We start from the raw sequence: 23,527 nt of genomic DNA, 5'->3' as shown, positions 1-23,527 counted from the left end.
ACCTGCGGGCTTCGGCGACCGCGGCCTTCAGCTTATCGGGCCGCCCCCGGCCCCTTCGCGTGTACGCCGTAGCCCGTTCGGCCATCGTCCTCCGGCGATGCGACCACTACAGTCCGTATTGCCGTGTTCCTACCCGAAGGGAGCCACGTGGGCGAGTGGGGTCAGCTGGGCGAGGTGCTCCGAGCGAGGGCCTCGGACCGCGACAAAGCCAACGTCAAGGACCTGGTGTCGTACGCCCGTAGCTTGCTCAAGCTCGTCCGGGAGACCTTTCCGGCCTACACGATGCACGACGAGCAGCACTCCGAGAACGTGATCCGCCTGATGGGCCGGCTGGCCGCGCCCCGCATCGAGAGGATGAGCGGCCTGGAGGCGGCGCTGTTGATCCTGGCCGCGTATTTCCACGACGCCGGCATGGCCTACAGCCCGGCCGAGATCGCCGCGATCCCCGGCGAGGACGAGTTCCGGGTTTTCCTCGACAGTCACGACGAGGCGTACGTCTCGACCCAGCGCAACGGCGGCAAGCCGCCCCCGGCCGTGATCGAGCAGTACTGCCGCTCCCGGCACGCCGACCGGGTCCGTGTCCACCTCGACCGCTGCGACAGCAGGCTGCTCCAATGGGACGGCAAGTCGATCATCGACCAGCTGGAACTGGTGTGCCGCAGCCACAACGAGCCGGCGGCGCACCTGCACGAGCCTCGCTTCCGCACCGACTTCCTCTACCAGGCCGACCTGCGCTTCTGCGCGATCATGCTGCGCCTGGCCGACATCCTCGACCTCGACGACACCCGCGCCCCGCGGGTGATCTACGAGCACCTCGCCCTGGCCACCCGCACCACCAGCGACCAGGAGTGGCACAAACACCTGGCCGCCCGCGGCTTCGAGTTCCCACCGGCACCCCGGCCGAACTACACGCTGCAGTTCAGCGCCGAGTCCACCGATCCGGGCGACGAGCATCGCCTGCGAGCCTTCCTGAAGGTCATCGAGGACGAGCTGCTCCAGTGCCGCGGCGTGGCCGACTTCTGCGACGAGCGCTGGCGCGGCGTCCCCCTGCCGGCCGAGATCGACACGACCGCGATCCGCAGCGACGGCTACAAGTACGGCGAGTTCCGCTTCGAGCTCGACCGGACGGCGGTCCTCGAGCTGTTCACCGGTGACCAGCTCTACGACGACCCGTGTACCTTCGTCCGCGAGCTCCTGCAGAACGCGCTGGACGCGATCCGGGCCCGGGACCACCTGTTCGGCCACGAGTCGGACGGCGTGAAGGTCTCGTGCTGGGAGGACGACAGCGGCTATCTCTGGCTGCGTGTCGACGACGACGGCATCGGCATGGACGAGGCCGCGCTGCGCGGCTACTTCCTGCGCGTCGGCCGGTCGTTCTACCGGTCGACGGAGTTCCAGGCGGCGATGACACGCAGCGGGCGGGCCGACAGCCCGTTCGGTGTGATCAGCCGGTTCGGCATCGGCGTGCTGTCCTGCTTCATGGCCGGTGACCGGGTCGAGGTCGCCTCCCGCCCGGTCCGCGGCGGCAAGGCGGTGCGCCTGTCGATCAACCGGCGTGACGACTATTTCGTGGTGCAGGAGCAGGGCATGACGGGCCGCCCGATGCCCGGGCCGGGTGAGCCGGAGCCGGCCTTTCCCCGTAACCCGGGCACGAGCATCGCGGTGCGCATCGACCCGGACCAGACCGGCCTGCGGCTCGACGGACTGCTGGCCCGGCTGCCGGCGTATCTGTTCGCGCCGCCCGTCCCGGTGACGGTCAACGGCCGCCCGGCCAACGGGCCGACCGAGCGGCTGATCACGGAGCCGATGCTCGCCCAGCCCGAGATCGCCGACCTCGACGAAGGGCTGCGGCTGGCGGCCATCCCGCTGGACCTCACCCGGGACGGAGGATGCGACGAGCTCAACGGCCAGTTGCTTCTCTACGCGCTGCTGGAAGCGGACTCGCAGGGGACCGACCGCTTCTCCTCGATCGGGCGCCCGCACCGCTTCGAGGACAGGGACAGGTCGGCGAGCCATGTGGAGTTGAGGCACTACACGAAGGGCCACCAGCGGCAGAAGACCGTCCTCGCCCTGTCGGGGCTGCCCGGCGGCGCGAGCGCGGCGGCCGCCGCCGAGCGGAGCTCGACCTGGGGGTACAACGGCATCACGCTTCCCGCCCTCTCCGACCACGAGGACCTGCTGGAGGGCGGCGAGATATCGATCATGCTGTACGGATATCTCGATCTCTCGGGCGAGCTGAGGCCGGACCTGACCGTGTCACGGTCGACGGTCCGCGCGATCCCGTTCACCGTCCACTCCGCCGTTCAGCTGGCCACCCGCCGGGCGCTGCGCAAGGCGACCGCCGGCCATCCCGGTCTGGCGAAGGTCGCCGTCCGCACCGGCTGTGCCGAGCTGTCCGGGCCGGCGCCCGGTGAGCCCTACACGGCGGGCGCGCTGCGGGCCGACCGGCTCCTGCGCGACGGATCCTGGAAGTCGGAAAGGCTCCCCGAATTGCGCAACCGCAGCGCCGACGACCTCCTGGCCGATTTCCGGGAGGGGAAGGACCCCGGCTTCATCCTCCGCCCGCCGGACCCGCGAAGGGTGTCCGGCGCGCGGCGATTCCCCTTCGACGACGTCATCGCCTCGGCCGTTCTGCATTTCGGAGTCGACGTCGAATGCCAGCCCGACAAGGACATCGCCATGTTGACCGTCACCTCCACGTCGCCTCCGCAGCACCTGCCCGGAGCCGACGCTTTCGCCCCGATGTTCGCGGTGCCCTTCTCGGGATCCGGACGGGTGGCGCGGGCCAACCGCATGATGAACGCGCGGCACCCGCTGACCATCTGGATGATGACGAACGCCGACGCCCTGGCCGAGCACTTTCCCGCTCTTTTCCAGCGTGTGTTCCGGTTGGCCACACATCTGGAGGACGTGGCCGAGTTCAATTCCGCCGTCGACCGGGCGGCGCGCAGCGGGCGGGTGCCGGCGCCGCCGCCCGAGGCCCGTCTGCGGCAGGACAAGAATGGTTGGTGGTGGTCGCTGTGACGCAGCCAGGTGTGGATCGGGCGCAGGCCTTCGAGGTCGAGCGCTACAAATATCTCCTTCAGCAGTTACACACCGTCAACGAGAACGTCTATCGGTTCCTGGCCATTTATCAGACCCTCGCGACGGTTCTCGTGGGGGCGGCGCTCGCGCTTTTCGTCCGCTACGACGAGTGGAAGATCGAGCGGGAGATCGCGCAGATCGGGATCGTGGCGATCCTGCTTCTCGTCACCGTCATCGCGGCCTTCACGATTCTGCTGATCGTGGTCGGGGTGCTGACCTGGCTCGACTACCGCAAGGAGGAGTGTGAGCTGACCGAGGAGGCCGTGCGGCCCGGCTATCGCAAGAAGCCGGATCCGAAGAACTTCTGGCGCTGGTACGAGACGTACATCGTGCTGTTCATTGTCGGGTCTGTGGGTTTCATGTGGCTGGGCGCTGCCCTTGTTCTGCTGCCGGCGATGTCATGAGGCCCGGTCACGATTTCATCGGGGTCGGCGTGGGCGCCATGGTGTTCGACGACGAGGGCCGGGTGTTCCTGGCGAGAAGAGGACCGCGGGCGCGCAACGAGGCCGGGCTGTGGGAGTTTCCCGGCGGGATGGTCGACTTCGGGGAGCGGCTGGCCGACGCCGTCGTGCGGGAGTTCCAGGAGGAGTACGGCATGGCCGTCGAGGTGGTCGGGCTGCTCGGCGTCTCCGACCATCTGCTTCCCGAGGAGGGGCAGCACTGGGTGTCGCCGAGCTTCGTCGCGCTTCACAAAGGCGGCGTTCCCGCGATCAAAGAGCCGGAGAAGTGCACGGAGATCGGCTGGTTCCGGCTCGCCACGCTGCCGGACGGGCTCACCAAGGCGAGCCGGGACACCCTGGCCGCGTACACAGCGAATCGGCCCGCCTGACGCGCAGGCGGGCCGATCCGGAAAAGAGAAACTCAGACGCTCAGCGGCTGAGCGTCGGCGCGGACCGGCGAGGGCAGCTCGCCGGACGCGCCCAGGTAGCTGTGGATCGCCGCCGCGGCCGAGCGGCCCTCGGCGATCGCCCACACGATCAGCGAGGCGCCGCGGTGCATGTCGCCCGCCACGAAGACGCCCGGGGCCTCCGTCTGCCAGGAACCGTCGGCGTCGAGCACGCCCCGGCGGTTGCGGGTGATGCCGAACTGCGAGAGCAACGGCTGCTCCTCGGTGCCCTCGAAGCCGATGGCCAGCAGGACCAGGTCGGCCTTGAGGTCACGCTCGGAGCCGGGCGTCACGGTGACCGTGCGGACCCCGTTGATCCGCTCGACCACGACCTCGGCGATGCGGACCGCGGTCAGCTCGCCCTCGTCGTTGCCGACGAACTCCTGGACCGCGACGCCGAAGACGCGCTCGCCGCCCTCCTCGTGGGCCGGGTAGTTGCGCAGGATGACCGGCCACGTCGGCCACGGGTGCAGCTCGCCGGCGCGGGCCTCGGGCGGCAGCGGATATTGGTCGAGCTGGATCACGTTGGCCGCGCCCTGCCGGTGGGCCACGCCCAGGCAGTCGGCGCCGGTGTCGCCGCCGCCGATGATGACCACGTGCTTGCCCGCGGCGTCGATCGGCGTGGTGTCCTGAAGCCCGGCCACGACCCGGTTGGCCGGGACGAGGTGCTCCATGGCCAGGTGCACGCCGTTCAGCGACCGGCCCGGCGTGTCGGCCGCGTCGCGGCCGGCCAGGGCGCCCGCCGCCAGCAGCACCGCGTCGAAACGCTCGCGCAGGTCGTCGGCGGTGATGTCGACGCCCACCTCGACACCGGTCTCGAAGACGACACCCTCGGCCTCCATCTGGGCCAGGCGGGCGTCCACCACATCCTTCTCGATCTTGAAGTCGGGAATGCCGTAGCGGAGCAGGCCACCGATCTTGTCGTCGCGCTCGTAGACCGTCACCGCGTGCCCGGCCCGGGCCAGCTGCTGGGCCGCGGCCAGGCCGGCCGGGCCCGAGCCGACGATCGCGACCTTCTTGCCGGACGCCTGGGGCGCCGGCTGCGGGCGTACGTAGCCGAGATCGAAGGCGTGGTTGGCGATCTCCACCTCGACCTGCTTGATGGTGACCGGGTCGTCGGCGATGCCGAGCACGCAGGCCGCCTCGCAGGGCGCGGGGCAGAGCCGGCCGGTGAACTCCGGGAAGTTGTTCGTGGCGTGCAGAGCCTCCGCCGCCGCCTCCCACGCTCCCGTGCGGACCAGGTCGTTCCAGTCCGGGATGCGGTTGCCCAGCGGGCAGCCGTCGTGGCAGAACGGGATGCCGCAATCCATGCAGCGCGTGGCCTGGTCGCGGATGAGCTCCTCGCCGGCCGGCGGGTAGACCTCGCGCCAGTCCTGGATGCGCACCGGCACCGGGCGGCGCTTGGGCAGCTGCCGCTCGTAGCGCAGGAAACCGTTCGGATCAGGCACCCTTGACCCCCATGACCACCTCGTCGACGTTACGACCGGCGGCTTCGGCGGTCCTGATCAGCTCCATCACGCGCTTGTAGTCGCGCGGCACCACGGCGGTGAAGCGCGACACCGCTGTGGTCCAGTCGGCGAGCAGCCGGTCGGCCACCGCCGAGCCGGTCTCGGCCAGATGCTTCTCGACGAGCCCGCGCAGGGTCTGCTCCTCGTCGGCGGTCAGCGGGGCCAGGTCGACCAGCTCCGGGTTGACCTTGGACGGGGCCAGGTCGAGCACGAACGCCTTGCCGCCGCTCATGCCGGCCGCGAAGTTGCGCCCGGTCGGGCCGAGCACCACCACGGTGCCGCCCGTCATGTATTCGCAGCCGTGGTCGCCGACGCCCTCGACGACGGCCTGGCCGCCCGAGTTGCGCACGGCGAACCGCTCGCCGGCCCGGCCGCGCAGGAACACCTCGCCCGCCGTCGCCCCGTACAGGATGGTGTTGCCGGCGATGATGTGCTCCTCGGCCACGAACGGGGCGTCCTCGGCCGGCCGGACGATGACCCGGCCGCCGGACAGGCCCTTGGCCACGTAGTCGTTGGTGTCGCCGATCAGCCGCAGCGTGACGCCGCGGGGCAGGAAGGCGCCGAACGACTGCCCACCGGTGCCGCGCAGGATGAACTCGATGGTGTTCTCGGGCAGCCCGGCGCCGCCGTACCGGCGGGTCACCTCGCCGCCGAGCATCGCGCCGACGCTGCGGTGGTCGTTGCGCACGCCCACCTCGGCCCGCACCTGGTTGCCGTCGATCAGGGCCGGCTGGGCCAGCTCGATCAGCTTGTTGTCGAGCGCCTTGTCCAGGCCGTGGTCCTGCGCGACGACGCCGCGGCGGGACGCGCCCTCCGGCAGCTCCGGCACGAACAGCACCGGCGACAGGTCGAGGCCCTTGGCCTTCCAGTGGTTCACCGCGGGCAGCACGTCGAGGACCTCGGCGTGGCCGATGGCCTCGTCGATGCTGCGGAAGCCCAGCTCGGCCAGATAGCCGCGGACCTCCTCGGCCAGGAAGAGGAAGAAGTTCTCGACGAACTCGGGACGGCCGGTGTAGCGCTCGCGCAGCACCGGGTTCTGGGTGGCGATGCCGACCGGGCAGGTGTCGAGGTGGCAGACGCGCATCATGATGCAGCCGCTGACGATCAGCGGGGCGGTGGCGAAACCGAACTCCTCGGCGCCCAGCAGGGCCGCCACGATCACGTCGCGGCCGGTCTTGAGCTGGCCGTCGACCTGCACGGTGACCCGGTCGCGGAGCTTGTTGAGCAGCAGGGTCTGCTGCGCCTCGGCCAGGCCCAGCTCCCACGGGGAGCCGGCGTGCTTGAGCGAGTTCAGCGGCGACGCGCCGGTGCCGCCGTCGTGACCGGAGATCAGGATGACGTCGGCCTTGAGCTTGGCCACGCCGGCCGCGACCGTGCCCACGCCGATCTCGCTGACCAGCTTGACGTGCACCCGGCTGCGCGGGTTCACGTTCTTCAGGTCGTGGACCAGCTGGGCCAGGTCCTCGATCGAGTAGATGTCGTGGTGCGGCGGCGGGGAGATCAGGCCGACGCCCGGGGTGGCGTGCCGGGTCTTGGCGACCCACGGCCACACCTTGTTGCCGGGCAGCTGGCCACCCTCGCCGGGCTTCGCGCCCTGCGCCATCTTGATCTGCAGGTCGTCCGCGTTGACCAGATATTCGCTGGTCACGCCGAAGCGGCCGGAGGCGATCTGCTTGACCGCGGAGCGGCGCGCCGGGTCGTAGAGGCGCTCGACGTCCTCGCCGCCCTCACCGGTGTTCGACTTGCCGCCGAGCCGGTTCATGGCGATCGCCAGCGTTTCGTGCGATTCCGCGGAAATGGAACCATAGGACATCGCACCCGTCGCGAAGCGCTTCACGATCTCCGACACCGGCTCGACCTCTTCCAGAGGCACCGGAGTCCGGTTTGAGGCAAAGGTGAACAGCCCGCGCAACGATCCGGCCTCCGCGGCCAGATTGTCCACTTTTTCCGTGTATTTTCGGAAAACGTCGTACTGCTTGGACCGCGTCGCGTGCTGCAGGAGGAACACGGTCTCGGGGTTGAACAGGTGGATCTCGCCCTCGCGGCGCCACTGGTACTCGCCGCCGACCTCGAGGCGCCGGTGGGTGCGCTCGGCCGGGTTCGAGGGGTACGCCTTCTCGTGGCGCGCCTTGACCTCGGCGTGGATGTCGGCCAGGGTGGCGCCGCCGATCCGCCCGTTGGTGCCGACGAAGTAGCGCTGGAGCAGCTTGTTGTCCAGGCCCACGGCCTCGAACACCTGCGCGCCGCAGTACGAGGACACCGTCGAGATGCCCATCTTCGACATGATCTTCAGGACGCCCTTGCCGAGCGCCTTGACGTAGTTGCGGACCGCCAGCTTCGGGTCCAGTCCGGCCAGCGGGCCGGTCGCGATCAGGTCGTCGACCGATTCGAAGGCCAGGTACGGGTTGACCGCGGCCGCGCCGTAGCCGATCAGCACCGCCGCGTGGTGCACCTCGCGGCAGTCGCCGGACTCGACGACCAGGGCGACCTGGGTGCGGGTCTGTTCCCGGACCAGGTGCTGGTGGACGGCCGCGGTGAGCAGCAGCGACGGGATCGGCGCCAGATCCGCGTTCGAGTCGCGGTCGGAGAGCACCAGGATCCGTACGCCGTCCTCGATCGCCTCCGAGACGTGCCGGCAGATCTGGGTGAGCCGGGCCTTGATGCCGGCCGCGCCGTCGCGCAGCGGATAGAGACCCGAGACCCGGACCGCCTTGAAGCCGGGCAGGTCGCCGTCCTCGTCGATGGACAGCAGCTTGGCCAGCTCGTCGTTGTCGATCACCGGGTAGGGCAGGACGATCTGCCGGCAGGACGCCGGGCCCGGGTCGAGCAGGTTGGCCTCGGGCCCGATCGTGGTGGCCAGGCTGGTGACCAGCTCCTCGCGGATGGCGTCCAGCGGCGGGTTGGTGACCTGGGCGAACAGCTGGTGGAAGTAGTCGAACAGCAGGCGCGGGCGGGTCGACAGCGGCGAGATCGGCGTGTCGGTGCCCATCGAGCCCAGCGGCTCGGCGCCGGTGCGGGCCATCGGCCCGATGAGGATCTTCAGCTCCTCCTCGGAGTAGCCGAACACCTGCTGGCGGCGGGTCACCGAGTCGTGGGTGTAGATGACGTGCTCGCGCGGCGGCAGGTCGTCGAGCTGGATGAGGCCGGCGTGCAGCCACTCCTCGTACGGCTCGGCGGCGGCCAGCTCGGCCTTGATCTCGTCGTCGTGCACGATGCGGCCGGCCTCGGTGTCGACCAGGAACATCTTGCCCGGCTGGAGGCGGCCCTTGGCCACGACCGTCGACGGGTCGAGGTCGAGCACGCCGGCCTCGGAGCCGAGCACGACCAGGCCGTCGGAGGTGTGCCACCAGCGGCCGGGGCGCAGGCCGTTGCGGTCGAGCACGGCGCCGATGATCGTGCCGTCGGTGAAGGCGACGCTGGCCGGGCCGTCCCACGGCTCCATGAGGCTGGCGTGGAAGCGGTAGAACGCGCGCCGCTTCGGCTCCATCCCCGGGTCGTTCTCCCACGCCTCGGGGATCATCATGAGCATCGCGTGGGGCAGGCTGCGGCCGGACAGGTGCAGCAGCTCCAGCACCTCGTCGAAGCTGGCCGAGTCGGACGCCTCGGGCGTGTTGATCGGGAACAGCCGCTTGATGCTGCCGGGCAGGGTCTTCGACTGCAGCAGCGCCTCGCGGGCGGCCATCCAGTTCTTGTTGCCGCGGATCGTGTTGATCTCGCCGTTGTGGGCGATGAAGCGGTACGGGTGGGCCAGCGGCCACGCCGGGAACGTGTTGGTGGCGAAGCGGCTGTGCACCAGGGCGATCGCGCTGGACACCCGGTCGTCGAGCAGGTCCGGGAAGAACTCCGGCAGCTGGTCGGGGGTGAGCATGCCCTTGTAGGTGATGGTCCGCGCGGACAGCGACGGGAAGTAGGCGCCGACGCCGCGCTGCGAGGTCTCCCGCTCGGCCTGCTTGCGGATGGTGAACGCGACCCGGTCGAGGTCGATGCCACTGAGCCGGGCGCCGGCGTCGGGGCCGGAGAGCCGGTGGGCGGCCAGGAAGACCTGCCGGATGGCCGGGCGGGCGTCCTCGGCGGTCTGGCCGAGACCGTCCGGGCGCACCGGCACGTCACGCCAGCCGAGGATCTCGCCCCCCTCGACCAGGGCGTACTTCTCCACGATCTTGATGGCGCGGGCCCGCTCGGCGGCGTCGTTCGGCAGGAAGACCAGACCGGTCACGTACTCACCGGCGGGCGGCAGCTCGAAGCCGGCGATCGCGCGGTAGTACTCGTCCGGGACCTGGATCATGATGCCGGCGCCGTCGCCGGTGTTGTACTCGGCGCCCCGCGCCCCCCGGTGGTCGAGGCGGATCAGCGCGGAAAGGCCCTTGGCGACCACGTCGTGGGAGCGCCGGCCGTGGAGATCGGCAACGAAGGCCACACCGCACGCGTCGCGTTCGGTGGAGGGGTCGTACAGCCCCTGGGGGTGCGGAAAAGCCACCGGGCCTCCTGTCGTCACTGGTGTTACGTATCAAGGTCGGGACGACGTCGGCCCTGCAAAGTCTCTAGAGTCTACGCGAAGGGGGGCGGATCTCCGCCAGTTCAGATGGATCACACTTGGTGTGGGGCGAATCCACCTTCTCGGCACAATCGGGTAGCCGAACCTCTATGCACATTGGGTAGTCTCGCGCGGTGGCGCTACAGGATACCGACGTCTTCGTCAGGCTCGAGCGGTTTTACGACGCCCTTCCCCGACCCTACGCACGTGCCGAGGATTTCGGCGGACTTGTGCTGTTCGTCCGCGAGGGCGAGGGCTGGCCCTACTATGCCCGGCCCATCATCGGAGCGGACACCCCTTCCGCCGCTGATATTACTGCCGTCCGTCAGCGACAACGTGATCTGGGTCTGCCCGAGGCCTTCGAATGGGTCCACGAGACCACCCCCGACCTGCTGGCCGTGGCCCGCTCGGCCGGCCTCGGGGTGCTGCTGGCTCCGCTGCTGGTGCTCGAGGCGGCCGCGCTCGTGCCCGACCTGCCGGTCGCCGGCGGCACCATCCACTTCCTCGACCCGGCCTCCGGCGAGTTCGACGCCGAGGTGTTCGCGGCCCGCGCGGTGGCGCAGCACGCGTTCGCCGGCGCGCCCGGCACCGGTGTGAGCCAGGCCCAGATCGACCTCGACCGCGCGCAGATCACCTCGGGCGACTACTCCATGGCAGTCGTAAAGTCCCCGGACGAGGGAATTCTGGCCACCGGCACCCTCATGCGTTCCGGTGACGTGGCCGAGATCGCCGGGGTCGCGACCCTTCCCACAGCTCGCGGGCGCGGCTACGCGTCGCAGCTCACCGCGTCGCTGGCCCGCCGCGCGCTGACCGCCGGGGTCGACCTGGTATTCCTGTCCGCGGGCGACGACGACGTGGCGCGCCTCTATACAAAGGTGGGGTTCCGCCGCATGGGCACCGCCTGCATCGCCGAACCCGCGGCCGCGCCGCTCTAGGCAGAGCCGCTCCACGAAGGGAACGCGCATGGAGCTCGGAATCGCCGGCCGCACCGCGCTGGTCGTCGGCGGCAGCGGCCTGCTGGGCCGCGCGGTGGCCGCCGCGCTGCTGGCCGAGGACGTCCGCGTGGTGCTGGCCGCCCGCGACGGCGCCCGCCTGGCCGACGCCGCGCACAGCCTCGACGACGAGGTCGCCTGCCTCACCCTCGACACGGCCGACCCGGCGTCGGTGCGGGCCGCCGTCGAGCGTCTCGGCACGGTCGACATCCTGGTCAACGCGGCCGCGCCGCCCGCGCACACCATGGACCCGTCCCGCGACCGCGAGCCGTCACAGATCCTGTCGGCCCTGGACGCGAAGGCCGGCGGATATCTGCGCGTCATGGACGAGGTCCTCCCCCGCATGCGCGAGAACGGCTTCGGCCGCGTCGTGAACATCAGCGGCCAGAACGCCCACCTCACCAGGTCGGTCACCGGCGCCGTCCGCAACCAGGCGGTCATCACAGCGTCCAAGGCCCTGGCCGACGCGTACGCGGGCTCCGGCGTCACCGTCAACGTGGTCAACCCCGGCATCGTCACCGCCGAGCCCTCACCGACGACCGCCCCCGCCACCGGCGGCGAGTCCACCCCCGAGCAGGTCGCCGCTTTGGTGACGTTCCTCTGCTCGACCCTGGCCGCCACCATCTCGGGCGAGTCCATCGCCGTCGGCCACCGGGTCTTCGGAGTTCAATGACTTCAGAGGTACGGATCGGCGAAAGCCGTGCGTCTCACGCAACGCGGTTCGGTCCAGCACCTGCACCATGGCTCCCGCGAGTGGGTCGCCGGCGCCCCGCGGCCCCAGGCCCGTCAGCCCGCTGTCATCAGGGACAGCAGGCGGAGGTTGTCGGCCGAGGCGGAGCCGGGGTCGGTGGTGTAGAGGAACAGGGTCTGGTCGGGGTCGCCGGGCAGGGTCAGGGCCTCGTAGCGCAAGGTGATCGGGCCCACGGCGGGGTGGGTCATGTGTTTCGTGCCGTGGGTTCGTTCGTGCACCTGGTGGGCGTTCCATGACGTACGGAAATCGGCGCTCTTGATCGTCAGCTCGCCGACCAGCTCGGCCAGGCGGGGGTCGTCGGGGAACCGGCCGGCGTAGAGGCGCAGGGTGCCCGCCACGTCGGCGGCCACGGCCGGCCAGTCGAGGAACACCTCGCGGGCCGCCGGGTCGAGGAAGATCCAGCGGGTGTAGTTGCGATCGCCGGGCGGGAGCCGCGTCCAGTCGGTGAGCAGAGCCGTGGCCAGGGCGTTCGAGGCCAGCACGTCCGTGCGGCGGCCCAGGATGAGCGCCGGGTGGTCGGTCATCGAGGCGATCAGCTGCCGCATGGCCGGGCGGACCCGCTGCGGCGGGAGCGGGTCGGCGTGGCGCCGGGGCGGGCGGGCCAGGTCGGCCAGGTGGGCCCGGGCGGCCGCGTCGAGCTGGAAGACGCGGCTCAGCGCGTCGACGACCGACTCCGACGGGCTGGTGTGCCGGCCCTGCTCCAGGCGCGTGTAGTAGTCGACGCTGACGCCGGCCAGCTGGGCCACCTCCTCGCGGCGCAGGCCGCGGACCCGGCGGCCGGACGGGGCACCGGCGATGCCCACGGCGGCGGGACTCATGCCCGTACGGCACTTGCGGAGGAACTCACCCAGCGCTGCCACGCCTTCGATGATCGCTCGTGAAGGGCGGGGCCGACAGGGGCTGGGTGGGCATGGCGTTCCCCGGCACGGCTGGGCCTGCCCGGGCCTGTCCGCGACCCGGCGCCGCGGCAAGCCTGGAGAGCATGACAAACACCTGGTTCATCACCGGCGCCTCCCGCGGACTCGGCCTCGAGCTGGTCCGGCAGCTCCTGGAGCGCGGGGACACGATCACCGCGACCACCCGCTCCCCGGAGCGGCTCCACACGGCGCTGGACGGAACGGACACGGCCCGGCTTCAGGCCCTGGCCGTGGATCTCGCGGACGAGAAGCAGGTGGCCCGGGCCGTCGAAGCGGCCGGCGACGTCGACGTGGTCGTCAACAACGCCGGCTACGGGTTCCTGGCCGCCGTCGAGGAGGTCAGCGACGCCGAGGCCCGGCGGATGTTCGACGTGCAGGTCTTCGGCGTGTGGAACGTGCTGCGGGCCGTCCTGCCGTCGTTCCGGGCCCGCCGCGCCGGCCACATCGTCAACGTCTCGTCGATCCTGGGCCTGACCGCCTTTCCGGGCTGGGGCCTCTACTGCGCCGGCAAGTACGCCCTGGAGGGCCTCACCGAGTCACTCGCGGCCGAGGTGGCCGAGGTGGGCGTCCGGGTCACGCTGGTCGAGCCGGGCTACATGAGGACCGATTTCCTCCGTACGCAGTCGATCGGCCTGCCCGACCGCGCGCTGGACGGCTACCAGGCGATCCGCGACATGACGGCCGCACACCTGGCCATGCCCGGCACCCAGCTCGGCGACCCGGCCAAGGCCGCCGCCGCGATCATCAGGATCACCGACGAGAAGGACACGCCGCTGCATCAGCTGCTGGGCTCGGACTCGTACGGCCTCGCCCAGGCTCGGATCGCCGCCCTCACCGCGGACGTCGAGGCCGGCCGGGAGCTAGCCGTCACCACCGACATCGGCTGAGCGGCGCCGTTCCAGGCCGTCGAGGAGCAGGTCGAGGGCGAAGGCGAATTCGAACTCGTCGTCGCAGCCGCTGAGCGGGCCGTCGTGGGTGACGGCGGCGGCCAGCTCGGCGACGTGCGGCAGGGTCTCGGCCCAGGCCGCCGGGGGCGGCGGCGCGGACGGGTCGGGATTGTCGTCGAACAGGTCCTGGCTGAAGCCGAGGATGCGGCTGCCGAGCAGGTGGATCGCGTGGTGGGCCAGGTCGACGGAGCAGCCGCCGCTCCGCATGATCGCCAGCACGCGCTCGATGTGCAGCAGCACGGCCGGTGTCGGATCGGCCCGGCTCTCGATGATCCGTACGGCCCAGGGGTGTCTCAGCATCGTGCCCCGCGCCTGCATGATCAGCGCACGCAGCCGATCGGTCCACGGGCCCTCGGCCTCGGCGACGGCGATCGAGGCGACCACCGCGTCGGCCATGGCGGCGAGCAGCGCGTTCTTGTCGCGCAGGTGGTAGTAGATCGACATCGCGTCGACGCCGAGGTGCTGGGCGAGCCGCCGCATGCTCAGCCCGTCGAGCCCGTCGCGGTCGGCCAGCTCGACGGCGGCCGCGACGATCCCCTCCTCGGACAGGCGGGCCGTGGAGCGGGTCGAGGTTCCTGCACGTCTGGGCACGAGCCGGATCCTACTTGTTCTCCTACGCCGTAGAGTTTACCCTACGCTGTAGACCTACACCGTAGAGAACGGAGTACGGCGATGCTTCCTCCTAGATGGTTCGTCCGCGGCGCCTGGGTGGCGCACAAGGCCCTGCTGCGGATCAGCCGCGACCGGGTCGGCATGTCCACGCCGACACCCGGCGGCAAGTTCGGTTTCCTGCGGCTGCACACGGTCGGCCGCCGCTCCGGGCGGCCCCGCGCCGTCGTGCTCGGCTACATCGAGGACGGCGACCGGCTGGTCACCCTGGCCATGAACGGCTGGGATCCCGCCGACCCGGCCTGGTGGCACAACCTGAAAGCCCGTCCCGAGGCGACCGTCGACCTGGTCGGCGGCTCCCGCGCGGTCACGGCCCACCAGGCCACCGGCGCCGATCGCGAGCGCCTGTGGGCGGCCCTGCACGACTACACCGGATATGGCGACCTGGACGCCTTCGCCGCCCGCCGCGGACGCGAGACGGCCGTGGTGGTGCTCAGTCCGGCGGCGACCAGTCCGGCGTAGGGGCCATCATCCGCGGCCGCATGTGGTTGAGGGCGGCATCGCGGGCGCGCAGGGCCAGCCGGCCCCGGGCCTGGACCACGGCCGACATGCGGCGGGTCTGGCGGACGACGCTGGTGGTGCGGGGGCGGCGCAGGCGGCAGTACATCTCGATCGCGGCCACCAGGTCAGGGCCGGGCGGGGCGTCCGAGACCAGGGCGGCCAGCGTGGCCGCGTCCTCGAAGGCCAGACAGGCGCCCTGGCCCAGGTGGTGCGGCATGGCGTGGGCGGCGTCGCCCAGCAGCACGACCCCGCCGGGGCCGGACGGGAAACCGTACGCGCGGGGCAATGGCCTGAGCTCGCGCACCTCGTGGGGCACCAGGTCGTCCGGGTGGGTGGCGGCCAGGAGCTCGCCGACCGGCTCGGGCCAGCCGGCGAACCAGCGGCGCAGCAGGGCGAGCTGGGTGGCCGGCGACTCGGGGCGGGGAGCTCCGGCGGCGGTGGCCACCCAGTAGACGCCCTTGCCGGCGCCGAGCGGCATCGAGATGAAGCGGTAGCCGGCGCCCAGGGTCTCGCCGCCGGTCGTGTGCTCCGACGACAGCCGATAGGCCGGGACCACGGCCTGCCAGTCGGCGAAACCGGAACCCACGGCCGCCGCCTCGGGCGCCAGAGCCCGGCGCACGCGGCTGTCGATGCCGTCGGCCGCCACGATCAGGTCGGCCTCGATGGCCGTGCGGCCGTCACTCACCGAGGGACGCCGGCCCGGGCCGGCGAGAACCGTCGTGACCGCGAAACCGGTTCGCATCTGCACGTAGTCGCCGAGGCCGGCGATCAGCACGTCGTACAGGTCCTCGAGGCGTACGGCGGCCGGACCCGGACCGGACCCGGTCCGCCCGCGCGGCGTGACCAGCCACTGCCCGTCGGGACGGCGGACGCCGCCGTCGGGCAGCGGGGACGCGATCGACGACCAGCCGCCGGCCGGGTCGAGGGCCTCCAGGGCGCGGCGGCCGTTCGGCCACAGCACCAGCGCCGTGGGCGGGGCGGCGACCCGCTCGTCCCGCTCCAGCAGCGTCACCCGCCAGCCGGTGCGGGACAGGGCGCCGGCCGCGGCCAGCCCCGCCATCCCGGCCCCCACGACAACGGCCGAGCGCACCTCAGGTCAGCGTTCGTCGTTGTTCTTGCGCGGCGTCTCGGCGTCGACGTCGCCGCCGGAGGCGCCGTCGGGGCCCGTGCCGGCCGCGGCCCCGGTGGCCAGGACGGCCTCACCGACACCCGCGGGCCCGGCCGGGTCGGCCGGCTCGAGCGGATGCCCGCCGGCCGCGATCTCCTCGGCCATGTCCTGCGGCGTCTCCGGAGGCAGGATCCCGGTCTTGCGATATTCCTCGAAGCGATGATGGCTGACGACCTGGTAGCCCTTCGGCGCGCGGGCCGGCTGCTCGCCGTCGCCACCCACGTCGACCTGGCTGACGTCGCTCGCGGCGGCCGGCTCGGGCAGCGTCTCGGGGGCGTCGTCCGGCACCACGTAGGCCCGCGGGCCGCGGACCACGAGGAAGTAGATCAGCGCCAGCAGGAACAGGACGATGGCGGTGAAGACGTTCAGGCGTACGCCGAAGAAGTGGTTGGCCTCGTCGACCCGCAGCATCTCGATCCAGGCCCGGCCGGCCGTGTACGCCATCACGTACAGCGCGAAGGCGCGGCCCCGGCCGAACTTGAACTTGCGGTCGGCCAGCCACACCAGCAGCGCGACGCCCAGGTCCCAGATCAGTTCGTAGAGGAACGTCGGATGGTAGAGATCGGGCAGTGTCACCGCCTGCCCGTCGATCACGGTGGCGTGGCCGGGGTTCGACCGGTCCATGTCGTGGACCTCGAGACCCCACGGCAGCGTGGTGACCTTGCCGTACAGCTCGTTGTTGAACCAGTTGCCGAGCCGGCCGATGCCCTGCGCCACCGGCAGGCCGACCGCGAGCGAGTCGGCGACCAGGGCGAACGGCAGGCCGAGCTGGCGGCAGCCGATGTACGCGCCCAGGGCGCCGCCGATCACCGCGCCCCAGATGCCGAGGCCGCCCTCCCAGATGTAGAAGGCGCGGATCGGGTCACCACCGGCGCCGAAGTAGTCCTGCGGCGACGTGATCAGGTGATATATGCGGGCGCCGACGATGCCGAACGGCACCGCCCACACCGCGATGTCGAGCGAGGCCCAGCGGGCCACGCCGCGGTTGCGCATCCGGTATTCCAGGATGTAGAGGGCGGCGACGATGCCCAGCACGATGCAGAGCGCGTACGCCCGCACGGGCAGGCCCAGCACATGCCAGACCGACGTCGTCGGACTCGGGATCGCGGCGGTAATCACGGTTGCACACGCTACCGTCGAAGGCGGCGAGGCGGGTGATCAGGGCGGGTCTAGTTTCGCGGGTTACGCACACCCTCGGCGAGTTCGGCACTGAGCGTGCGCAGCCGGGTCAGACCCGTAGCGCGATCGGGCGCCTCGAGCACACTGCGGATCAGCGCGCTGCCCACGATCACGCCGTCGGCGAACCCGGCCACCTCGGCCGCCTGCGCGCCGTTGCCCACGCCCAGGCCGACACCGACCGGCATGTGCGGATCGGCGTGCCGCACCCGGTCGACCAGCTCCGGGGCCTGCGACGACACCGACGTGCGGGCGCCGGTGACGCCCATCAGCGCGGTGGCGTAGACGAAGCCGCGGCACTGACCGACGGTCATCGCGATCCGCTCGTCGGTCGACGACGGCGAGACCAGGAAGGTCCTGTCGATCCGGTGCTCGTCGGAGGCGGCGATCCACTCGGCCGCCTCGTCCGGGATCAGGTCCGGCGTGATCATGCCGGTCGCGCCGGCCGAGGCCAGGTCACGGGCGAAGGCGTTGACCCCGTACTTCTCGATGGGGTTCCAATAGGTCATGAGGACGACCGGAGCTCCCGTACGGGAAACCGCCTCAATGATCTTCAGAGTGTCGCGGGTGCGGACGCCGGCCGCCAGCGCGATGTCGCTCGCCTTCTGGATGACCGGGCCGTCCATCACCGGGTCCGAGTACGGCAGCTCGACCTCGATGACGTCGCAGCCGGCCTCGTGCATCGCGATCATCGAGGCGATGCTGTCCTCGACGGTCGGGAAGCCGGCCGGCATGCAGCCGATGAGCACCGACCGGTTCTCGGCCTTCGCCTTGGCGAAGACGTCAGCGATGCTCATTACTCCTGCTCCCCGGGAACGATCGTCTCGACGGGATCGAGAATGCCGAAGTAGGCCCCCGCGGTGTGCACGTCCTTGTCGCCGCGGCCGGACAGGTTGACCACGATGGTCGGCGTACGGCCCAGCTCGGCCCGCAGCCGCGGGGCGATCCGGGCCGCGCCGGCCAGCGCGTGCGCGCTCTCGATGGCCGGGATGATGCCCTCGGTGCGGCAGAGCAGCTGGAACGCGGCCATGGCCTCGGCGTCGGTCACCGGCTCGTACGTGGCCCGGCCGGTGTCGTGCAGCCAGGCGTGCTCGGGGCCGACACCGGGGTAGTCGAGGCCGGCCGAGATCGAGTGCGACTCGACCGTCTGGCCGTCGTCGTCCTGCAGGACGTACGTCCGCGCGCCGTGCAGCACGCCCGACGAGCCGCCGGTGATCGACGCCGCGTGCCGTCCGGTCTCGACGCCGTCGCCACCCGCCTCGAAGCCGTAGAGCTCGACCGACTCGTCCGGCACGAAGGCGTGGAAGATGCCGATCGCGTTCGAGCCGCCGCCCACGCAGGCCGCCACCGCGTCGGGCAGCCGGCCGGTCAGCTCGAAGCACTGCGCGCGGGCCTCGACACCGATGCCGCCCACGAAATCGCGGACGATCTCGGGGAACGGGTGCGGGCCGGCGGCCGTGCCGAGCAGGTAGTGCGTCGAGTCGACACTGGCCACCCAGTCACGCAGGGCCTCGTTGAGCGCGTCCTTGAGCGTGCGCGAACCGTTCGTCACCGGCACGACGGTGGCGCCGAGCATGCGCATGCGGGCCACGTTCAGCGCCTGCCGCTCGGTGTCGGTCTCGCCCATGTAGACGACACACTCGAGGTCGAGCAGGGCGGCCGCGGTCGCGGAGGCCACGCCGTGCTGACCGGCGCCGGTCTCGGCGATCACCCGCGGCTTGCCCATGCGCTTGGCCAGCAGCGCCTGACCCAGCACGTTGCGCACCTTGTGGGCGCCCGTGTGGTTGAGATCCTCCCGCTTGAGCAGGATCTCGGCGCCGACCGCGGCCGACAGGCGCTCGGCCCGGTAGAGCAGCGAGGGCACACCGGCGTAGTTGACCAGGAGGTTCTCGAACTCGGCCTGGAACACCGGGTCGGTCTTGGCCGACCGGTAGGCCGCGTCGAGCTCGTCCAGCGCCCGCACCAGCGCCTCGGGCACGAAGCGCCCGCCGTACCGGCCGAAGTGCCCGGCCAGGTCCGGCAGCGAAGGTGCCGTCATCGAACGGGCCTCGGTGTCGCGGGGTGGTTGCCGGCGTTCACCAGCTCGGCCACCGCGTCACGCGGGCTCTTCTGCGTCACCAGACCCTCGCCGACCAGCACGGCGTCGGCGCCGGCCGAGGCGTACCGGATCAGGTCGTGCGGTCCCCGCACACCCGACTCGGCGATCTTGACGACGTTGTTGGGCAACCCCGGCGCGATGCGCTCGAAGACGGACCGGTCGACCTGAAGCGTGCGCAGGTCACGGGCGTTGACCCCGATGACCTTGGCGTTCGCCTCGAGAGCCCGGTCGGCCTCCTCCTCGTTGTGCACCTCGACGAGCGCGGTCATGCCCAGCGACTCGATGCGCTCGAGCAGGCCCATCAGCACGTTCTGCTCGAGGGCGGCCACGATGAGCAGCACCACGTCGGCGCCGTGGGCTCGCGCCTCGTGCACCTGATAGGAGGAGATCACGAAGTCCTTGCGGAGCACCGGGATCTGAACGGAGGCGCGAACCGCCTTCAGATCGTCGAGCGAACCGCCGAACCACCGGCCCTCGGTGAGCACGCTGATGACGCGGGCGCCACCCGCCGCGTACTCCCCCGCCAGCTCGGCGGGGTCGGGGATCTCGGCCAGCGCCCCCTTGGAGGGCGACGACCGCTTCACCTCGGCGATCACCGCCACGCCCGGCTTACGCAGCGCCGCGTAAGCGTCGATCGCCGGTGGCGCCGCCGCCGCCAGCTCGCGAACCTGCTCCAGCGGCACCTGCTTCTGCCGTGCCGCCACGTCCTCGCGCACTCCTGCGAGGATCTCCTCCAGCACGTTCTGCGGCCCGCCAGTGCCCGCTTCCGTCTGCTGATCGGATGTCACGTAATGACTCCCCTCTCCGGGTGTCCTCCGCCCGATGCTAGGAGGTCGCGGTCGCGCAAGGCCCCCCGGGGTATGGCACGCCTCACGAGATGGGCTCGGGCATAATGCGGCCTGATCAACGGCGGTGTGTCACTTCTGTCACATGGGTCACGCCCGCCGCGGGCCGCTGGGCTGCGGCACTTCATCTGATCGGTGGATCCCACCGCGCGTTGACGCGAGCGTCACGCTCCGGAAATACGGTCCGACCATGATGGGGACGAGGCAAACTGGTTCGGGCGCCCCCGGACGCGCCTCTTGTCGATGTCTTCCAGCGATGTGGAGTAATCCCGTGGCAGCCACCCGGACCGATGCCGGCTTCGCCGACACCCCCCGCGCTCTGGTTTCCGCCGCCGCCGACCTCTTCGCCGGCCTCCAGCGGGTGGTGATCGGCCCCGAGAGGGTCCGCACGGCCCGCGACAACGCTTGGGCCGCCACCTTGGAAGACCGGGCTCGCCACGAGGCCCGGGCCGAGCTCAGCCGCGAGGTGGCCGCCCTGGTCGCCCGCCGCTCGGTCCCGGCCCCGAAGCGCACGAACCGCCGCGCCACCGCGCGCTCCCTCACCAAAACGGCCTGACCCCCATCTCGCAAGATCACCCACACGGGTCATTCCGCCGCCCGCACAATGAGCCTGCGCGTGAAGCCCACCGGAGAGCCTGCGCGTGAGGCCCACCGGATGAGCCGCGTGAGAAACCGCGCCGAACCTGGGCGTTGCTTCCGCGCGATGAAGCGGCGCGATGAACCCCGCGCACTGTTCTCCGTGCGGCGAACGCTCGCGCGAGGACAGGATTCGTTTCTCCGCACGGAAATATCCGGAAATTTCGGGTCACGATCGGGCGGTGTGCGCGTCGTAGCCTGGAGCCGTCACCCCATCCTGCGGACCCGCTTGAATCGCCCGGCGTAGGGAGCGGCGCGGTCGCGCCAGGTCACGAAGTGGGGTCGTCGCCTCGATCGAGGGCGTCCCAAGCCGTACGGGGGTCGACCGGGGTTTCCTCCGGCGTCTTCAGCCCGGCGGTCGCCAACGGCCCCGGCCCCGCGCCTGGCTTCGTATAGCTTCCCGGTTCGGCCGCTTGCGGTTGGGCCGGCTTACGTTCGTACCGTGCCGACATCCGTGGCCACAAATGGCCCTGACGCGCGGCAGCCAGGCCGCCGCCCGCGATGATCGCGCCGCCCAGAGCGCAAGCGATCGGCCAGACAGTGGCGCCCGTGCCCGCCTCGCCCACGTCCAGGCCGAGGCGGCCGACCAGAGCGCCGGCGATGACCCCCAGCCCGGCCAGCGTCAGCAGCACGCCGAGGCCGCGCCGCACCCAGCCGCTCGTGGCCAGCAGGGCGCCCGTGCCGGCCAGGGCGACCAGCGCCAGCCCGATCAGCCACGGAGCCAGGTCGGCGCCGGTCTGCGGAGTGCGCACATCGGACATTCCCGGACGATGCGCCACGTCGAGGGACCAGGTGCGGGTGGCGCCGTACGCCGCCAGGCCGGCGCCCGCCAGACACGCGACCAGGGACAGCAGGTAGGAACGGCGGTGGTTCATCGCGCCGCGCGCAAAGTCTCTGCCGACGCGATCGCGGCCAGCACCGCCGCCGCCTTGTTGCGGGTCTCCTGCTCCTCCGACGCCGGGTCGGAGTCGGCCACGATGCCGGCGCCGGCGCCCACGTAGGCCGTGCCGTCCTTCAGCAACGCCGTGCGGATCGCGATGGCCATGTCCATGTCGCCGGCGAAGCCGAAGTAGCCGACCGTGCCGCCGTACAGGCCACGGCGGGTCGGCTCCAGCGACTCGATGATCTCCATGGCGCGGACCTTGGGCGCCCCGGACAGCGTGCCGGCCGGGAACGTCGCGGCCAGCGCGTCGAAGGCCGAACGGTCGTCGCTCAGCTCGCCGGTCACCGTCGAGACGATGTGCATGACGTGGCTGTACCGCTCGATGCGGGCGAACTCCGGCACCTCGACCGTGCCCGGCTTGCAGACCCGGCCCAGGTCGTTGCGGCCCAGGTCGACCAGCATGACGTGCTCGGAGCGCTCCTTCGGGTCGGCCAGCAGCTCGGCCGCGAGCGCGTTGTCCTGCTCGGGGGTGGCGCCGCGCCAGCGGGTGCCGGCGATCGGGTGCAGCAGGGCGCGGCGCGTGCCCTCCTCGTCGGCGCTGACCTTCAAGTGGGCCTCGGGCGACGAGCCGACGATGTCGAAGTCGTCGAAGCGCAGCAGGTACATGTACGGGCTGGGGTTGGTCGCCCGCAGCACCCGGTAGACGTCGAGCGGGTTGGCGTCGGTCGGGCGCTCGAAGCGCTGCGCCACCACGATCTGGAAGCACTCGCCGGCCCGGATCGCCTCCTTGGCCTCCTCGACCGCCTTCTGATATTCGCCGGGGGCGGTGCGGCTGACCGGCTCGCCGGCCGGGCGGCGCTCCACCGTGGAGATCATCGGCGGGGTGGGCCGGGACAGCGCCGTGGTCATCGCGTCGAGCCGGCCCACGGCCTGGTGATAGGCGGCGCGCCGGTCGGTCTCGGAGGCGCCCTCGGCCAGCACCGCGTTGGCGACCAGGATGGCCGAGCCGTCGTAGTGGTCGAGCACGACCAGGTCGGTCGCCAGCATCATGCCGAGCTCGGGCAGCGCCAGGTCGTCGCTCGCCGTGCGGGGCAGCCGCTCGAAGCGGCGCACCAGGTCGTAGCTGAGATAGCCGACCATGCCACCGGTCAGCGGCGGCAGATCGTCGGGGGCCGGGCCGTCGGCCAGCGCCGCGACCGTCTCCCGCAGGGCAAGGACAGGATCGCCATTGAGGGGTACGCCTGCGGGCGGCGCACCGAGCCAGTGCGCCTCGCCGTCGCGCTCGACCAGGGTGGCCGCGCTCCGGACGCCGACGAACGAATAGCGCGACCAGGCCGCCCCGGACGGGCCGGCGCCCTGCTCGGCCGACTCCAGCAGGAAGGTGCCGGGGCCGCCGGCCAGCTTGGTGTAGACGCCGACCGGGGTCTCGCCGTCGGCCAGCAGCCGCCTGGTGATCGGGACGACCCTTTTGTCCGACCGCAGGAAGTCCGCTTCGCTGGGAGAGACCGCTCCGCTGGTCATGTCGCCGACACCGGAAGCTCGTCGAAGAAGCACGTGCGCTCCCCCGTGTGACAGGCGGCGCCGACCTGCTCGACGGTCACCAGCAGGGCGTCGCCGTCGCAGTCGAGGGCCACGCTCTTCACGTATTGGTGGTGGCCGGACGTGGCGCCCTTGACCCAGTACTCCTGGCGGCTGCGCGACCAATAGGTGGCGCGGCCGGTGGTCAGCGTGCGATGCAGCGCCTCGTCGTCCATCCACGCGAGCATGAGGACATCACCGCTGCCGTGCTCGCGCACGATCGCCGCGACGAGGCCGTCGGGGGTGCGCTTGAGCCGGGCCGCGATGGCCGGGTCGAGATCGGTCGTGACTGCCACACCGACGATTCTCCCCCATCGGCCGAACGGTCTTTTACCCGCCACGACGCGGCCCACG

Annotated in this window: 20 protein-coding genes; 8 read left to right on the top strand and 12 right to left on the bottom strand. The window is 71.4% G+C overall.

The annotated features are described in order from the left end of the window. The first annotated feature begins 123 nt into the window (after positions 1-123). From ACQP2X_RS10180 to ACQP2X_RS10170, 3 genes are read left to right on the top strand one after another with little or no spacing between them, the layout of a single operon-like run. Positions 124-3,024 (top strand): HD domain-containing protein, encoded by a 2,901-nt coding sequence (locus ACQP2X_RS10180; protein ID WP_498695975.1) that lies wholly within the window; start codon positions 124-126, stop codon positions 3,022-3,024. Then, entirely contained in the window at positions 3,021-3,488 is a 468-nt protein-coding gene (locus ACQP2X_RS10175) for a hypothetical protein (RefSeq protein ID WP_498695974.1), read from the top strand. Before ACQP2X_RS10180 ends, ACQP2X_RS10175 begins: the two co-directional genes overlap by 4 nt. Then, positions 3,485-3,913 (top strand): NUDIX domain-containing protein, encoded by a 429-nt coding sequence (locus ACQP2X_RS10170; RefSeq protein WP_498695973.1) that lies wholly within the window; start codon positions 3,485-3,487, stop codon positions 3,911-3,913. Before ACQP2X_RS10175 ends, ACQP2X_RS10170 begins: the two co-directional genes overlap by 4 nt. A gap of 32 nt (positions 3,914-3,945) precedes the next feature. On the opposite strand, the gene ACQP2X_RS10165 is transcribed toward ACQP2X_RS10170, so the two are convergent. Further along, positions 3,946-5,418 carry a glutamate synthase subunit beta gene (locus tag ACQP2X_RS10165; RefSeq protein ID WP_498695972.1) on the bottom strand — a complete coding sequence of 491 codons (1,473 nt, stop codon included), beginning with the start codon at positions 5,416-5,418 and terminating at the stop codon, positions 3,946-3,948. Next, the gene (gltB, locus tag ACQP2X_RS10160) at positions 5,411-9,955 is read right to left on the bottom strand and encodes a glutamate synthase large subunit (protein WP_498695971.1); all 4,545 of its coding nucleotides are present in this window, start codon (positions 9,953-9,955) and stop codon (positions 5,411-5,413) included. Before gltB ends, ACQP2X_RS10165 begins: the two co-directional genes overlap by 8 nt. A gap of 191 nt (positions 9,956-10,146) precedes the next feature. Between gltB and ACQP2X_RS10155 the strand changes: the two genes are divergently transcribed. Both ACQP2X_RS10155 and ACQP2X_RS10150 read left to right on the top strand, forming a co-directional pair. Further along, positions 10,147-10,947, top strand: coding sequence for a GNAT family N-acetyltransferase (locus ACQP2X_RS10155; protein WP_498695970.1), 801 nt, complete (start codon positions 10,147-10,149; stop codon positions 10,945-10,947). Between the two features lie 28 nt (positions 10,948-10,975). After that, positions 10,976-11,677: an SDR family NAD(P)-dependent oxidoreductase gene (locus ACQP2X_RS10150; protein WP_498695969.1), complete on the top strand. Its 702-nt coding sequence runs from the start codon at positions 10,976-10,978 to the stop codon at positions 11,675-11,677. 113 nt (positions 11,678-11,790) lie between these two features. Here ACQP2X_RS10150 and ACQP2X_RS10145 read toward each other — a convergent pair whose 3' ends face one another. After that, the gene (locus tag ACQP2X_RS10145; protein WP_498695968.1) at positions 11,791-12,615 is read right to left on the bottom strand and encodes a helix-turn-helix transcriptional regulator; all 825 of its coding nucleotides are present in this window, start codon (positions 12,613-12,615) and stop codon (positions 11,791-11,793) included. Positions 12,616-12,737: 122 nt separating this feature from the next. On the opposite strand from ACQP2X_RS10145, the gene ACQP2X_RS10140 reads away from it, so the two are divergent. Next, positions 12,738-13,559, top strand: coding sequence for an SDR family NAD(P)-dependent oxidoreductase (locus ACQP2X_RS10140; RefSeq protein WP_498695967.1), 822 nt, complete (start codon positions 12,738-12,740; stop codon positions 13,557-13,559). Here the strand turns inward: ACQP2X_RS10140 and ACQP2X_RS10135 are convergent. Further along, positions 13,533-14,210, bottom strand: a complete 678-nt coding sequence (locus ACQP2X_RS10135; protein WP_498695966.1) for a TetR/AcrR family transcriptional regulator C-terminal domain-containing protein — start codon at positions 14,208-14,210, stop codon at positions 13,533-13,535. The two genes, ACQP2X_RS10140 and ACQP2X_RS10135, sit on opposite strands and share 27 nt — an antisense overlap. A gap of 81 nt (positions 14,211-14,291) precedes the next feature. Here ACQP2X_RS10135 and ACQP2X_RS10130 point away from each other — a divergent pair, with 81 nt between their 5' ends. After that, the gene (locus ACQP2X_RS10130; RefSeq protein ID WP_498695965.1) at positions 14,292-14,750 is read left to right on the top strand and encodes a nitroreductase/quinone reductase family protein; all 459 of its coding nucleotides are present in this window, start codon (positions 14,292-14,294) and stop codon (positions 14,748-14,750) included. On the opposite strand, the gene ACQP2X_RS10125 is transcribed toward ACQP2X_RS10130, so the two are convergent. The 5 genes from ACQP2X_RS10125 to trpC are packed head-to-tail and all read right to left on the bottom strand — an operon-like array spanning position 14,722 to position 19,971. Then, entirely contained in the window at positions 14,722-15,879 is a 1,158-nt protein-coding gene (locus ACQP2X_RS10125) for an FAD-dependent oxidoreductase (RefSeq protein WP_498695964.1), read from the bottom strand. The genes ACQP2X_RS10130 and ACQP2X_RS10125 overlap by 29 nt on opposite strands. 6 nt (positions 15,880-15,885) lie before the next feature. Then, entirely contained in the window at positions 15,886-17,076 is a 1,191-nt protein-coding gene (lgt, locus tag ACQP2X_RS10120; RefSeq protein ID WP_498695963.1) for a prolipoprotein diacylglyceryl transferase, read from the bottom strand. Between the two features lie 50 nt (positions 17,077-17,126). Next, positions 17,127-17,930 carry a tryptophan synthase subunit alpha gene (trpA, locus tag ACQP2X_RS10115; protein ID WP_498695962.1) on the bottom strand — a complete coding sequence of 268 codons (804 nt, stop codon included), beginning with the start codon at positions 17,928-17,930 and terminating at the stop codon, positions 17,127-17,129. Beyond that, the gene (gene trpB / locus ACQP2X_RS10110) at positions 17,930-19,171 is read right to left on the bottom strand and encodes a tryptophan synthase subunit beta (RefSeq protein WP_498695961.1); all 1,242 of its coding nucleotides are present in this window, start codon (positions 19,169-19,171) and stop codon (positions 17,930-17,932) included. Before trpB ends, trpA begins: the two co-directional genes overlap by 1 nt. Next, the gene (gene trpC, locus ACQP2X_RS10105; protein ID WP_360253184.1) at positions 19,168-19,971 is read right to left on the bottom strand and encodes an indole-3-glycerol phosphate synthase TrpC; all 804 of its coding nucleotides are present in this window, start codon (positions 19,969-19,971) and stop codon (positions 19,168-19,170) included. The genes trpB and trpC overlap by 4 nt, the downstream gene beginning before the upstream one ends. A gap of 376 nt (positions 19,972-20,347) precedes the next feature. Here trpC and ACQP2X_RS10100 point away from each other — a divergent pair, with 376 nt between their 5' ends. Continuing rightward, the gene (locus tag ACQP2X_RS10100; protein WP_498695960.1) at positions 20,348-20,632 is read left to right on the top strand and encodes a hypothetical protein; all 285 of its coding nucleotides are present in this window, start codon (positions 20,348-20,350) and stop codon (positions 20,630-20,632) included. Positions 20,633-20,981: 349 nt separating this feature from the next. On the opposite strand, the gene ACQP2X_RS10095 is transcribed toward ACQP2X_RS10100, so the two are convergent. From ACQP2X_RS10095 to hisI, 3 genes are read right to left on the bottom strand one after another with little or no spacing between them, the layout of a single operon-like run. Beyond that, the gene (locus tag ACQP2X_RS10095) at positions 20,982-21,587 is read right to left on the bottom strand and encodes a Trp biosynthesis-associated membrane protein (RefSeq protein WP_498695959.1); all 606 of its coding nucleotides are present in this window, start codon (positions 21,585-21,587) and stop codon (positions 20,982-20,984) included. Continuing rightward, entirely contained in the window at positions 21,584-23,116 is a 1,533-nt protein-coding gene (locus ACQP2X_RS10090; protein WP_498700895.1) for an anthranilate synthase component I, read from the bottom strand. The genes ACQP2X_RS10095 and ACQP2X_RS10090 overlap by 4 nt, the downstream gene beginning before the upstream one ends. After that, positions 23,113-23,469, bottom strand: a complete 357-nt coding sequence (gene hisI, locus ACQP2X_RS10085) for a phosphoribosyl-AMP cyclohydrolase (RefSeq protein ID WP_498695958.1) — start codon at positions 23,467-23,469, stop codon at positions 23,113-23,115. The genes ACQP2X_RS10090 and hisI overlap by 4 nt, the downstream gene beginning before the upstream one ends. Between the last annotated feature and the right edge of the window lie 58 nt (positions 23,470-23,527).

Origin of the sequence: Actinoplanes sp. CA-131856, from assembly GCF_050956135.1 — a bacterium.
GTDB lineage: Bacteria > Actinomycetota > Actinomycetes > Mycobacteriales > Micromonosporaceae > Actinoplanes.
This window is presented reverse-complemented; position numbering and strand designations above follow the sequence as displayed.

Coding starts and splice junctions, on each gene's coding strand:
- ACQP2X_RS10090 (WP_498700895.1), bottom strand. CDS start 23,116: ATGACCAGCGGAGCGGTCTCTCCCAGCGAAGCGGACTTCCTGCGGTCG.
- ACQP2X_RS10130 (WP_498695965.1), top strand. CDS start 14,292: ATGCTTCCTCCTAGATGGTTCGTCCGCGGCGCCTGGGTGGCGCACAAG.
- ACQP2X_RS10140 (WP_498695967.1), top strand. CDS start 12,738: ATGACAAACACCTGGTTCATCACCGGCGCCTCCCGCGGACTCGGCCTC.
- trpB (WP_498695961.1), bottom strand. CDS start 19,171: ATGACGGCACCTTCGCTGCCGGACCTGGCCGGGCACTTCGGCCGGTAC.
- ACQP2X_RS10150 (WP_498695969.1), top strand. CDS start 10,976: ATGGAGCTCGGAATCGCCGGCCGCACCGCGCTGGTCGTCGGCGGCAGC.
- ACQP2X_RS10170 (WP_498695973.1), top strand. CDS start 3,485: ATGAGGCCCGGTCACGATTTCATCGGGGTCGGCGTGGGCGCCATGGTG.
- trpA (WP_498695962.1), bottom strand. CDS start 17,930: ATGAGCATCGCTGACGTCTTCGCCAAGGCGAAGGCCGAGAACCGGTCG.
- ACQP2X_RS10095 (WP_498695959.1), bottom strand. CDS start 21,587: ATGAACCACCGCCGTTCCTACCTGCTGTCCCTGGTCGCGTGTCTGGCG.